This is a genomic window from Plesiomonas sp., from assembly GCF_051650925.1.
Classification (GTDB): Bacteria; Pseudomonadota; Gammaproteobacteria; order Enterobacterales; family CAMTGL01; genus Plesiomonas.
On record NZ_JBOFRH010000047.1, the window covers coordinates 1 to 13,510 of the forward strand.

Sequence of the window (13,510 nt, forward strand, 5' to 3'; positions counted from 1 at the left end):
CATAGATGCAATATTGTCCTTTATAGTAAACCTGACTTTAAAAAAAGGAAATATGTTTGATATTAATACCATTGGATGTGAGATTATTAGATATATTGCAATTAATGCTCACGGTTATTTAATATAAAACCAGTACTACATGGTTGATAATGCATTGAATATATATTACTCCAATAAAATCCCAATATTAAAATTTTAAATTTCACGCGTCTATTATAATTATAACTAACCATCATCAATGACCATAACTAAAGCCGCTCATAAAGCAATCAATCAATAGCTAATTCAAATTGAAATGGCTATGCAACTAAAAAATAGCTGATTATATCCCCGAGAAATTTTAGACCGGCACAAAAAATCGATTTGATTATCTTATCGCATGAATTGAGCAATTCAATAGGTTTAAGACGAAAAAAAACCGTGATATAAGATCACGGTGATATTTTCAAATACACTTTGTGAGTATATTAATATTAACTATACTGACTAAATCGCATTATAGACCGAGTTTAACTTGTAGATATAACGCCTGGCTTGTTGGTCATTATGCTGAGTATTTATATAACGATAAACTTGCTCAGGGCTCATGCGATTAATTTTTTGCAGTGCTTTCTTTTTGTCAGGATGAAATGATCGCAGCAATGCGCCAGCACCATTACTGTAAGCAGCCATCATTGCGTAATGCATGCTTTTCGGGTGCCGAATACCTGCTAGTTGCCTATCACGCAAAATACTCAAATAAGCTGTACCAACATCAATATTATTGGCTGGATTAAGTAAATAACCTTTTGTCGGCATACCTGAGCTGTTTTTATAAACACGGAACACTTCGCGCCCTGCTGTCTCACGTTTAATTTGCATTAAACCGATCGCATTTGAACGGCTGATTGCATTGGGATTAAAACTCGACTCAACTTGTATCAATGCAGTAACCAGCTTCTCATCAACACCGTAACGGCGCGATGATTTTTTTATTGAAGGCATGTAGATCTTAGCCTGTGGGCTAAGGGTAGTATGCTCATAGTTCGGTTGCTTTGAAGGGCGTTTGCCTGAACTGCTACAGCCTGCAAGAACAAGCGTGAACAAGATCAAAACAAACCAATAACGTGGTTTATTCATAAGTAATACATTAATACTCAGGGTGAACGAAAATTTTGAAAGAAAATAATAACAATCTATGCATTATACTTTGCAATGCAAATGATTAAAATGTGAACTAGATCAGTTATTCTGATCATTATCGTATTTGGCCGCCACGGTAACTTTTCTAATGGGGTGTACATTACACAAGAAAGTGCACACTAAATTAGTGTATTTTTCACGCATGAACAATTTTGTTTACGGCTCACCTTCTCTTTCTAGGTAAAATACAGGCCAAAAGTATGGTTGTAAAATAGCCAAAACACCTGAATCGCCTTCTTATATGCTAACCAAATCACCTATTTTTCTAAATAAATGCCGCTTATTGGCCTTTTATCACGAAATTTCATTAATGACTTGTGTATGTCAGTAGATTATAAGCTATAATCAAACGGCAGTGCGCATTACAACGTTCTGTTGTTAGTTTTGAGTTTACGAAAAATTTATGAAAACCAAGCAAATAAGTATGTACAAGAGGCTAATCTGTGGTAATATCCATTCCGGCCTGTAAAGCAGACCTTATTTATGCAACAATTTGATTCTGAACGCTTCGCTACACCGCTTAACTTTGTTAGTAGTTGTCCTGAAGATTTTCGTTCAATTGGTCATCATAAATATTTCTTTATTCTGGCTAGAACGCGCTATGCGTAATGTTTAACTTTAAATAAAAGATTTTCAGGAGACTAAAATGTCTAAATCTACTGGTACCGTTAAGTGGTTCAACGAAGAGAAAGGTTTTGGCTTCATCACTCAAGATAACGGCGGCGCTGACGTATTCGTTCACTTCCGTGCTATCATGAGCGAAGGCTTCAAAACTCTGGCTGAAGGTCAAAAGGTTTCTTTTGACGTTGAACAAGGTCAGAAAGGTCCTCAAGCAGCTAACGTAATCAAGCTGTAATTGAGCCTTCTTTAGTTAGACTTCGGTCTGATTAAAAGCAAAAAAGCATCCTTAGGGATGCTTTTTTTATGTCTATTGATTCTCTCTCCTACCCTAATTACTGTATTCTCAATTCAATTGCTGTGACTAAAGCACTCTCTCTACTCTACTTTGTTTTATTTATCTATTTTTAAACCCGTTATCCCTGATGTGTTTGATGAAAAAAAAGCACCCATTGAGGATGCTGTATTGTTATCTGCAATTAACACGCGTTCGCTTGGTAATCTGCTGTTATTCTCTCTTATTATGCTTTACCAGCAATACCCTGCTCTTCTTTCTCATCTTTAACAAATGTGATGGCAGTAAATCCGAGTGTCAGAAAATAGTTATGTCGAAAATCTTTCACTGCCTTAGAGCCTTTAGATGTTGCAGCAACCTGCTGTTCCATCATGATAAATGCTTTTAAATCAATGCCTTCTGCTTTAGCTACTGCTTCATACATATCGTGGTACTGAGTGTAAGCAAAAGGGATCTCTTTAGATTTTCCTTTAAAGGTATAAACGATTCTGCGTGCCATTAAGGCCTCCTAAAAAAGCGCTCACTATACTGGAAATTCTCTCTGAGTACAGTATTGCGTTTATCTGGTGCTACAACCTACGAGATTGCCAATACACCTGCCGCCAGTATTGATTATTCATAGATGATTTCACTACACCAGAAGATGTTGACGCATGAATGAAACTATCATTATCAGCGTAAATACCTACGTGCAACCCATTCGGCCCTCTTCCCGTGCGGAAGAAAACAAGATCCCCTGGTTGAAGCTCGCTTTTTGTGACTTTAGCACCTTTACGTGCTTGTTCTGATGTAGTTCGTGGAAGGCCAAGCGCAAAGCGATCTTTAAATGTTACCGAAACAAAACCAGAACAATCGACACCTCGCTTTGTCATTCCACCTAAGTGATAAGGCGCTCCGTACCAGTCATCAAGCTGCTCATGCAGTGCTGCAATCACCATAATGGGATCACCCAGTGAACCTTTAATCGATGAGCTCTTTTTTGCAGGCGTAGACGAACAAGCGGCTAATAATAATATTAAGGCCATCAAACCAACAAAGCGAAATGAAAATATCCTTATCATAAGTAACTACCGTTATTATAGTTTTAAAAATAGGTTTGATGCCGGAGGATAGGCTCAATCATTAGTGACGCTGTCACATCTCCAGCCCGAGTGCCACTCTCAATTATGGTGTTAGCAATACCTCTCGCCCTTCAACCGTGATACGTTTGAAAGGTACACCATAGGTTGATGATAATTGTTGCTCAGTCATCACCGTACCCGTATCACCACAAGCAACACGCATGCCCTCTTGTATGATCCACACCTGATCAGCATTGCAGAGAGTATGATTAAGATCATGCCCCGTCATAACAATCGTTAACCCTTTGCTTTTTAAGATTTTCAGCAAATCATTCACTATAACCTGATGAGCCACATCCAACGCAGTCATCGGCTCATCTAAAAATAGCATGCTAACGGTAGTGTTAATACTTGGCCAGACTTGTAAAAGAATAGAGACTAAGCGAACCCGTTGCCACTCTCCACCTGAGAGTTGTGATATCCGGCGCTGTAATTTATCGGCTAATAATAACCGTTCAGTTAGCATAATAATGACAGCTTCTACATCTGGTGATGCAACGCCTTGATAATGTGCATAAATATACTGAAAGACCGGAATATCCATAGCAGGAAACTGTTGTTGGGATAAAAAACCTCTAATCCCCGTTAATTCACGTAATGAAAGTGTGGATATGTCGCAGTTTTTTTGGTTATAGGTATAACAAACGCAGCCTTTTTCAGGCATTAACATACCGGCCATCACTGCAAGTAACGTACTTTTTCCTGCACCATTGGGGCCGATCAAATGGGTGATTTTATGGGGCTCTATTTGACCCGAAATCTGCTGTAAACGCCTATTCAGGCTAATATCCAACAACGTTAACATAGGAGGCCTATTGATATGAAACTCACATGTTCAACATAAGTCATGCATATGAGTGATTCATAAAATAAATAGAAAACAATGGGTTGCCTTTGAGCTATACATAATTTAGTCAGTTGTCATCTGGTTGAGTAACATCCACACAAACAATGGAGCACCAATACTCGCCGTCACCACACCTACTGGTAGCTCTGCCGCATTTAATGATAGCCGAGCTAATAAATCAGCAAATACCAAAGCCATTCCGCCACCAATAAAACAGGCAGGTAATAAATAGCGTTGATCAGTGAAACCGGCAAGACGCAGTAAATGGGGAATAATTAAACCAACAAAACTTATCACACCAGCCAACGCAACACTTGTTCCTACAATAAAGGCAACAGCAACAACAAGAAAACCACGTAACCACCGGATATTTAAGCCTAATTGTCTTGCAGATGACTCCCCTAACAAGAGTAAATTAAATGAGGCAGATTGCCGAAGTAACCAAGCTACTGGCAGTAATAACAGAGGTAGCATCACTAGCTGCTCCCAGCTGATCCCACTGAAACTGCCCATCATCCAGTACATTAACTGGCGTAAGCTCAAATCATCACTTAGGTATACCATCCATGTCATCATTGCACCGCTTAAAATGCTAAAAGCGACCCCCATTAATAATAGCCGCGCATTGTTCAGCCGTTTTGCGTGTGCAAGCCACAACAAAAATAGGGTAATAACCAGTGCCCCAACAATTGCCAATAGGCTAACTAGCCAAATTGGGGGGAAACCATGAAACCACCACATGACAATAACCAACAAAACTCCCGAACCATTTGATAGCCCGAGCAATCCGGGTTCAGCCAAGGGGTTTGCAAATAAATTTTGCATTGATGCTCCGGCAATGGCTAATGCACCGCCAACACACAATGCAGCAATCATGCGGGGTAAGCGCAGTTCAAAAACCAGCATTTGCGCAATGGGCGTATTCCACTGTGCAGGCCACAACCACTGCTCTCCAGCTACCAGACTGAACAGCATCATCAATAATAAAAGAGCGCTCATCACAAAAATCTTATGGCGGCAGCGGCGATGTTGCAATTCAATTAAGGGATAAAAAGACATTAAGATTTCAAATTATTATGTAGAAGCGAAGGAATAGAAATGGGTACTGCGGTCAAACATGCTCGCTGCCCAATCGCAACATTAAGGTTAGGGAAAATAATCGTCTCATGTGGCTGCTCAATGTAGTAGTTTATTTCACCATCAACAGCAAAATGGTCACCTTGCTGAAAGGGTGAAAAATTGGGTAAGTCATCCAAAAAGAGAAAGCGAAAGTCATCACTATTACGGCGGATCTCACGGTAGACAGCAAATAACTTTACGTCTGTAACTGATTGTGGCCATACATAATTTACCTGACTACAAAAGCTTATCAATTGTGCGCGCAGTAACGTTAATGTATGAGGATCATTTTGCCCAAAGGGGGCTGCCTTTCCAAGTTCAAGGGTAAATGCATGAGCTGCAAACTCTTTACTTGAAAAATAACTGAACGTGGTGGTCGGGGTATTCATCAGTACAGCGGTTTTAATGCCACATGCAGATAAAAAAGCCAATTGTTCTAAATTGTGGGTAGCCCCATGTAAATAGGGATAAATGGCAAATTTTTCATACAGTGAGCTGCGTAAAGCAGTATGAAAATCATAGTGATAACGTGCTCGAGTCGCCCCGCCTTCACGAAAAAAACGATCAACATAAGCTTCGAGTTTTGCCGCCCGATCACGTTCACGTGATCGACCACCAAGATGCGCACCACTGAATAACCGGTTTAAGTTATCGCGAATTTCACGCACATTGGCATTAATTGCTGCGGGGTTACCAAAAATAAACATCACCCGCTGACTCACTTGCCACTTTTCAAGCAGTAAAGTCTGAACTAAATCAGATAACAGCTCAATAGGCGCAGTTTCATTGCCATGTATACCACATGACAAAATAATATCTCGGTCAGAGTGAGTTTGAGGAGAAAAGATGATGACACCGGTATCCCAGATAGAGACTTTTGTACCGTTATTTAACGTAAACTCACTGGTGGATAAGTGCCACTCATGTGCTAATGAAAGACTTAAAAAGTCACCATTTAACAACTCAACAAGTCGCATAAAAAACCTCCGTTGATGTCGCCAAATTTCTCACTACTCAATTTTCGCCATCCTAGCGCAGAACGATATTGAGTAAAAATATCGGCCTTAAAGAACGATTAAAAAAGGCTACCATAAATACGGTAGCCTTTTAGGGATAAATAGCACGGCGGCTGAATAATCAGCCCTGAAAATAGGCGTGCTAAAAAAAGAGCAGAGATGCGCGCAATATACACGCAACTCAGAGTATCTACTCTTTTACATCAGTGCCTTCGACACGTGCTTTTAATTTTTGCCCCGGCTTAAAGGTTACAACCCGACGGGCTGTAATCGGAATATCTTCACCGGTTTTCGGATTACGCCCAGGTCGCTGGTTTTTATCACGAAGCTCAAAGTTTCCGAAACCAGACAGCTTAATCTGTTCGCCATTCTCCAAAGCCTTTCTGATTTCCTCGAAAAACGCTTCAACCAGATCCTTGGCATCTCGCTTACTGAGTCCGAGGCTTTCAAACAGATTCTCTGCCATTTCGGCTTTGGTGAGTGCCATAGATTTAGTCCCTCAAGGATGCATGAAATCTTACTTTTAACGCTTCCACTATGTTCGACACAGCGTTAGCGATTTCCTCTTCTTCCAGTGTACGGGAAGTGTCTTGCAGAACTAAGCTCACGGCCAAGCTCTTACAACCATCATTTACACCCTTTCCACGGTACACGTCAAATAAGTTTACGCCAACTAACTGATTTCCGCCAACTTTCTGACATTCATCAACAATATTTTGTGCAGAAACTGCTTCATCTACCACAATAGCGATATCTCGACGGTTCGCAGGGAAACGTGAAATACTCTGTGCTGAGGCGATCATGCGCTGAGAGATCTTGTCCCACTGCACTTCAAACAGCATAGTACGGCCATTCAGATCAAGCTTGCGCTCAAGTTCTGGGTGCAACGCACCAATCAGACCAATTTGCTCGCCATCTAAAAATAGTGCAGCGCTTTGTCCAGGATGCAGAGCCGGGTTAGATGTCGTTTGGAATTTAATATCAGCCAAACGGCCTGTCAGCTCGAGAACTGCTTCCAAATCCCCTTTTAGGTCAAAAAAGTCGACTGTTTTACTTTCCTGAGCCCAATGCTCCCCACTGCGGTTTCCGGTAATTAAACCTGCCAGCATGGTTTCTTGGCGCACACCATTCTCTGCTGTAGCATCAGGAATAAAGCGCAAACCACTTTCGAACAAGCGAACACGAGGTTGCTGACGGTTTTGGTTGTACACCGCAGCACCCAGTAAACCGGACCACAGTGACAAACGCATTGCCGACATTTCAACGGAAATTGGGTTTGGCAAAATCATTGCTTCTTCATTCGGATGCAATAATGCCTGAACTTTCGGATCAACAAAGCTGTAGGTAATAGCTTCCTGATAACCACAATCCACTAAGGCTGCTTTGACTCGCTTAAGTGGTAAGTTTGACTCTTTATGGTCATTCATACGCAACTCAGCCAGCGGAGCTTCATTTGGAATATTGTTGTAACCGAAGATACGGGCCACTTCTTCGACCAAGTCTTCTTCAATTTCCATATCAAAACGCCAAGATGGCGCAACGGCCGTCCAGCCTTCTGCTATCTTGCTAACCTGACAACCCAAACGGGTTAAAATATCAGTAACTACATCATCTTCAATAACATAGCCAATCAATGAATCTAATTTGTGACGTCGTAACGTAATCGTTGCAGCCTGCGGCAAATTGCTTGCAGAAGTCACATCAATCACTGGGCCGGCTTCACCACCGCAAATCTCAAGCAGCAATGCTGTCGCACGCTCTAGCGCTTTATACTGCATCGCGTGATCAACACCGCGTTCAAAACGGTGTGATGAGTCAGTATGCAAGCCATAAGCACGTGCTCGGCCTGTAATGCTCAGAGGGCTAAAGAAAGCACACTCAAGCAGCACATTTTGTGTATCCGCCGTAACGCCTGAAAACTCACCGCCAAAAATACCGGCCATTGCCAATGGTTGTTTATGATCGGCAACAACCAGCGTATCGCTGCGTAATGTCACTTCGTTGCCATCAAGCAGTGTTAGTTTTTCACCTTCATCTGCCATACGTACAACAATGCCACCATCGATTTTGCTTTCATCGAATGCGTGCATCGGCTGCCCCATCTCAAGCAGCATATAGTTGGTGATATCAACAACCGGATCAATCGAGCGAATACCACAGCGGCGCAGTTTTTCCTGCATCCATAATGGGCTTGCGGTATTTAGGTTAATCCCTTTGATGACTCGGCCTAAATAGCGTGGGCAAGCCTGAGGCGCATTCACCTTAATTGGCAGCACATTTTCAATGCTGGCAACAATGGGGTTAATGGTAGGTTCAGTCACCGGTAAACGGTTCAGTACACCCACTTCACGGGCGATACCCGCCATACCCAAGCAATCAGCACGGTTTGGTGTCAGGCCAATTTCAATAGCATTGTCATTCAGTTTCAGGTATTCACGTACATCCATACCAACCGGAGCATCAGCCGGTAACTCAATGATGCCGTCAGATTCAACCGGAATTGCCAGCTCATCAAACGAACACAGCATGCCCTCAGAGGGTTGCCCGCGTAGTTTGGCTTTCTTAATTTTGAAATCACCTGGCAGTACTGCACCTACGGTCGCACAGCAGACTTTCAGCCCTTGGCGGCAATTTGGTGCGCCACAGACGATATCAATAATGGTGTTGTTACCCACATCAACTTTAGTGACGCGCAGTTTATCAGCATCAGGGTGCTGTGCGCACTCAACCACATGCCCTACTACAACACCGGTAAATGCACCGGCAACTGGCTCAACTGCATCAACTTCCAGACCGGCCATGGTGATTTGTTCTGACAGTTCTTCGGTGCTAATTGCGGGATTGACCCACTCACGCAGCCAAGATTCGCTGAATTTCATTGTATTCGACTCCCGAAATTATTTGAATTGCTTAAGGAAACGCAGATCGTTCTCAAAGAAAGAACGTAAATCAGTGACACCGTAACGCAACATGGTTAAGCGCTCTACGCCCATACCAAATGCAAAACCGGAATACACTTCAGGATCGATTCCTACGTTGCGCAGCACACTTGGGTGTACCATGCCGCAACCAAGCACTTCTAACCACTTGCCATTTTTACCCATAACGTCAACTTCAGCAGAAGGTTCGGTAAACGGGAAGTAAGACGGGCGGAAACGAATGGTCAGGTCTTCTTCAAAATAATTACGCAGGAAGTCATGTAAAATGCCTTTTAACTGCGTGAAACTGATGTTTTTATCGATCATTAAACCTTCAACCTGATGGAACATTGGTGTGTGGGTTTGATCATAATCGTTACGGTAAACACGGCCTGGGGCAATGATACGGATTGGTGGCTCTTCATTTTGCATAGTACGAATCTGCACACCAGAGGTTTGCGTACGTAGCAAGCGGCGTGCATCAAACCAGAATGTATCATGATCCGCGCGTGCCGGATGATGGCCTGGAATATTCAATGCATCGAAGTTATGGAAATCATCTTCAATTTCGGGGCCATTAGCCACGCTGAAACCCAACTCACCGAAGAAAGTTTCAATACGTTCGATGGTACGTGTCACAGGGTGTAAGCCCCCGTTCTCGATACGACGGCCCGGCAGTGAAACATCAATGGTTTCAGCGGCTAAACGAGCATTGAGGGCTGCTGATTCAAGCAACTCTTTTTTGGCATTTAACGCATCTTGAACCTGCTGCTTAGCAAGGTTGATCACCTGACCTGCTGCCGGACGTTCTTCTGCCGGAACATTGCGTAAAGACTGCATTTGCAGGGTCATGTGCCCTTTTTTGCCCAGAAACTCAACACGCACGGTATCTAGCGCGGCGATATCATTCGCGTGCTCGATAGCGGCCTGAGCCTGTGCAACTAATTCTGCTAATTGCTGTTGCATGTGTATTCCTCAATTACCCCATAAAGGGAGTTGCTCGTAACCGTAACCTATCAATAAACAAGGATATTATCGTTTTCCTGTCTATTCACCAAATGCTAATACCATATCATGATCAAATCAGCATTTGCCGTCTTTAATACTGTGTCATTTTAGAGCGTTGTTCTGTGATTATTTGTGTCAAATTCACGATCAACCAACAAAAAAGCCTCCCGTTGGGAGGCTTTTTGCATTCGTCTTTCGTTTCTTTTCTCAACGCGAAGCAATCCTCCCTGTTTATTGGGGGATAAAGCAAAAAAAGAAACGAAAGATGATGCTGGAATAATAAGTCATTCTGTAATGTATTGGCTGTATCAGTTAACGCGTTCAAGTAAAAAAATAAGGGAGGCAATGCCTCCCTTACCTATTGAACTAGCTTATGCCAGTGCTGCTTTCGCTTTTTCTACCAGAGCAGCAAATGCTACTTTGTCGAATACTGCGATATCAGCCAAGATCTTACGATCGATTTCAATAGAAGCTTTCTTCAAACCGTTGATGAAACGGCTGTAAGACATGCTGTTCTGACGTGCTGCAGCGTTAATACGTGCAATCCACAGCTGACGGAACACACGCTTTTTCTGGCGGCGGTCACGGTAAGCATATTGGCCTGCTTTAATTACTGCTTGGAAAGCAACACGATAAACGCGAGAACGGGCACCGTAGTAACCTTTCGCTGCTTTCAGAACTTTTTTGTGACGTGCACGTGCAGTCACACCACGCTTCACACGAGCCATGGTTATCTCCTAATCGTCTTAAACCTGAAAAAAAAATGTTATGCGTACGGCAGACACGCTACTACCAGAACCAGGTCGGACTTAGCAACCATGGACTTGTGACGTAGGTGACGCTTACGAGTAGTCGATTTCTTAGTCAGGATATGACGCAGGTGAGACTGCTTACGCTTGAAACCACCAGAAGCAGTTTTCTTAAAGCGCTTAGCGGCACCGCGCACGGTTTTCATTTTTGGCATGAGTATCTACTCCGCATTGTTAATTGAAACGAACCAGCTAGGCGAGCTATGTTGGCATCGAAATGCCAACATAAACTACTTGTATATGCCTTACTGTTTCTTCTTAGGTGCGAGCACCATAATCATCTGACGTGCTTCAATTCGGCTCGGATACGATTCAACTACAGCAAGTTCTGCTAAGTCGTCACGGATACGGTTAAGAACTTCAACACCGATTTGTTGGTGAGCCATTTCACGACCACGGAAACGCAGTGTGATTTTAGCTTTATCGCCTTCTTCCAGAAAACGAATCAGGTTGCGTAGTTTGACCTGATAGTCGCCTTCATCTGTACCAGGACGGAATTTAATTTCCTTAACCTGAATAACTTTTTGATTTTTCTTTTGCTCTTTCGCAGCCTTGCTCTTTTCATAAAGGAATTTGCCGTAATCCATGATACGACAAACTGGCGGCTCCGCTGTAGGACTGATCTCTACTAGATCAACGCCTGCTTCTGCTGCTTTTTCACGAGCATCAAGGATGCTAACAACACCGATTTGCTCGCCGTCTACGCCGATCAGACGGACTTCACGGACGCGAATCTCTTCGTTAATACGGTTTGGTCGCGTCGGTTGAACTCGTTTTGCGCCTTTAATAAGCTTATTCCTCTAAAAGATTCAAATTACGGCTGCGAATTTCTTGCTTCAAATGAGCAATGAATTCGTCAACATTCATACTGCCTAGGTCTTTACCGCGGCGGGTGCGTACGGCGACTTGGCCGCCTTCCACTTCTTTATCGCCACAAACCAGCATATACGGTACACGCCGTAAAGTGTGTTCGCGGATTTTAAAGCCAATCTTCTCATTTCTCAAGTCTGATTTTACTCTCAGACCTGCAGATTGCAGCTTTTCGGTCAATTCGCGTACATAATCGGCTTGGTTATCAGTAATATTCATGATAACCGCTTGTACCGGTGCTAGCCATGACGGGAAGTACCCTGCGTACTCTTCGATTAAGATACCGATGAAACGCTCGAGTGAACCCAAAATTGCACGGTGAATCATGACTGGTACGTGGCGTTCGTTATTTTCACCAACGTAAGAGGCATTTAAACGACCTGGCAGTGCAAAGTCGAGCTGGATAGTACCACATTGCCATGCACGATCTAAACAATCATGCAGAGTAAATTCAATTTTAGGGCCATAAAATGCCCCCTCACCCGGTTGAAGATCAAAATCTAAGCCATTTGCACGCAGTGCTTCGGCCAGACCCTCTTCTGCTTTGTCCCATGTTTCATCGGAACCAATGCGTTTTTCCGGACGTGTTGATAATTTTACTGCAATATTCTGGAAACCGAAAGTACTGTAGACGTCGTAAACCATTTTAATACAATTGGTTACTTCTTCTTGTACTTGATCTTCAGTACAGAAAATATGGGCATCATCTTGGGTAAAGCCGCGTACACGCATTAGGCCATGCAGTGAGCCTGATGGCTCATTACGGTGGCAGCAACCAAATTCAGCCATGCGCAGTGGCAGATCACGGTAAGATTTCAAACCTTGGTTGAAAATCTGTACGTGGCCTGGGCAGTTCATTGGCTTAATGGCGTATTCACGGTTCTCTGATGAGGTGGTGAACATTGCTTCAGCGTATTTTTCCCAATGACCTGAACGCTCCCACAGCACGCGGTCCATCATGAATGGGCCTTTGACTTCTTGATAGTCATATTCGCGCAGTTTCATGCGAACAAACGCTTCTAGCTCACGGAAGATAGTCCAGCCATCATTGTGCCAAAATACCATGCCCGGTGCTTCTTCCTGCATATGATACAGGTCAAGCTGCTTGCCGATTTTGCGGTGGTCACGTTTTGCCGCTTCTTCTAAACGCTGTAGATAAGCGCTCAGTTGCTTCTTATCTGCCCACGCGGTGCCGTAGATACGTTGCAGCATTTTATTGCTGCTATCGCCACGCCAGTACGCACCTGCAATTTTTTGCAGTTTAAAGTGGTGGCAGAAACGCATGTTAGGAACATGCGGGCCACGGCACATATCAACGTACTCTTCGTGGTGATACAGACCCGGCTGGTCATCACGCGCAATATTTTCGTCAAGAATGGCGACTTTATAGTTTTCACCGCGTGCAGCAAAAGTGTCACGGGCTTCTTGCCAGCTCACTTTTTTCTTGATGACATCGTAATCTTTTTTCGCCAGCTCAAGCATGCGCTTTTCAAGCTGATCTAAGTCTTCCTGACTTAAGGTACGGTCAATATCCACATCGTAGTAAAAACCGTGGTCGATGACAGGGCCGATTGCCATACGGGTGTCTGGCCACAACTGCTTGATAGCATGACCTAACAGATGCGCGCAGGAGTGTCGTAAAATTTCGACACCGGCGTCATCTTTTGCCGTAATAATAGCAACGTGCGCATCTTGTTCGATCAGATC

General features: G+C 43.3%; 14 protein-coding genes and 1 other annotated feature. Of the genes, 1 reads left to right on the forward strand and 13 read right to left on the reverse strand.

Translation table 11 applies throughout. The annotated features are described in order from the left end of the window. Positions 1 to 486 precede the first annotated feature (486 nt). A complete protein-coding gene (locus tag ACRC27_RS01155; RefSeq protein ID WP_438621966.1) occupies positions 487 to 1,119 on the reverse strand; it encodes a transglycosylase SLT domain-containing protein in 633 nt (210 codons plus the stop codon). Positions 1,120 to 1,828: 709 nt separating this feature from the next. Between ACRC27_RS01155 and cspE the strand changes: the two genes are divergently transcribed. Then, complete coding sequence (gene cspE, locus ACRC27_RS01160; protein WP_438621967.1) at positions 1,829 to 2,038, forward strand: transcription antiterminator/RNA stability regulator CspE; 210 nt, start codon at positions 1,829 to 1,831, stop codon at positions 2,036 to 2,038. Between the two features lie 283 nt (positions 2,039 to 2,321). Here cspE and ACRC27_RS01165 read toward each other — a convergent pair whose 3' ends face one another. The 12 genes from ACRC27_RS01165 to thrS all read right to left on the reverse strand — a co-directional run. Then, positions 2,322 to 2,594, reverse strand: a complete 273-nt coding sequence (locus ACRC27_RS01165) for a DUF2960 domain-containing protein (RefSeq protein WP_438621968.1) — start codon at positions 2,592 to 2,594, stop codon at positions 2,322 to 2,324. A 70-nt stretch (positions 2,595 to 2,664) separates the two neighbouring features. Continuing rightward, positions 2,665 to 3,156, reverse strand: a complete 492-nt coding sequence (locus tag ACRC27_RS01170) for an NlpC/P60 family protein (protein ID WP_438621969.1) — start codon at positions 3,154 to 3,156, stop codon at positions 2,665 to 2,667. Between the two features lie 103 nt (positions 3,157 to 3,259). Beyond that, complete coding sequence (locus ACRC27_RS01175; protein ID WP_438638946.1) at positions 3,260 to 4,021, reverse strand: vitamin B12 ABC transporter ATP-binding protein BtuD; 762 nt, start codon at positions 4,019 to 4,021, stop codon at positions 3,260 to 3,262. A 105-nt stretch (positions 4,022 to 4,126) separates the two neighbouring features. After that, complete coding sequence (gene btuC, locus ACRC27_RS01180; protein ID WP_438621971.1) at positions 4,127 to 5,122, reverse strand: vitamin B12 ABC transporter permease BtuC; 996 nt, start codon at positions 5,120 to 5,122, stop codon at positions 4,127 to 4,129. Continuing rightward, positions 5,122 to 6,159, reverse strand: a complete 1,038-nt coding sequence (gene astE / locus ACRC27_RS01185) for a succinylglutamate desuccinylase (RefSeq protein ID WP_438621972.1) — start codon at positions 6,157 to 6,159, stop codon at positions 5,122 to 5,124. The genes btuC and astE overlap by 1 nt, the downstream gene beginning before the upstream one ends. A 229-nt stretch (positions 6,160 to 6,388) precedes the next feature. Continuing rightward, a complete protein-coding gene (gene ihfA / locus ACRC27_RS01190; protein WP_438621973.1) occupies positions 6,389 to 6,685 on the reverse strand; it encodes an integration host factor subunit alpha in 297 nt (98 codons plus the stop codon). Between the two features lie 4 nt (positions 6,686 to 6,689). After that, the gene (gene pheT / locus ACRC27_RS01195) at positions 6,690 to 9,077 is read right to left on the reverse strand and encodes a phenylalanine--tRNA ligase subunit beta (protein WP_438629622.1); all 2,388 of its coding nucleotides are present in this window, start codon (positions 9,075 to 9,077) and stop codon (positions 6,690 to 6,692) included. Positions 9,078 to 9,095: 18 nt separating this feature from the next. Beyond that, complete coding sequence (pheS, locus tag ACRC27_RS01200; RefSeq protein WP_438621975.1) at positions 9,096 to 10,082, reverse strand: phenylalanine--tRNA ligase subunit alpha; 987 nt, start codon at positions 10,080 to 10,082, stop codon at positions 9,096 to 9,098. Positions 10,083 to 10,277: 195 nt separating this feature from the next. Next, positions 10,278 to 10,409, reverse strand: a sequence feature (Phe leader region). An 86-nt stretch (positions 10,410 to 10,495) separates the two neighbouring features. Then, a complete protein-coding gene (gene rplT / locus ACRC27_RS01205; protein ID WP_438624108.1) occupies positions 10,496 to 10,852 on the reverse strand; it encodes a 50S ribosomal protein L20 in 357 nt (118 codons plus the stop codon). Between the two features lie 38 nt (positions 10,853 to 10,890). Continuing rightward, positions 10,891 to 11,088, reverse strand: a complete 198-nt coding sequence (rpmI, locus tag ACRC27_RS01210; RefSeq protein ID WP_010863568.1) for a 50S ribosomal protein L35 — start codon at positions 11,086 to 11,088, stop codon at positions 10,891 to 10,893. 90 nt (positions 11,089 to 11,178) lie between these two features. After that, the gene (infC, locus tag ACRC27_RS01215) at positions 11,179 to 11,721 is read right to left on the reverse strand and encodes a translation initiation factor IF-3 (protein ID WP_438624235.1); all 543 of its coding nucleotides are present in this window, start codon (positions 11,719 to 11,721) and stop codon (positions 11,179 to 11,181) included. Between the two features lie 4 nt (positions 11,722 to 11,725). After that, positions 11,726 to 13,510 (reverse strand): threonine--tRNA ligase (thrS, locus tag ACRC27_RS01220; RefSeq protein ID WP_438638948.1); only part of this gene is annotated, 1,785 nt, incomplete at its 5' end.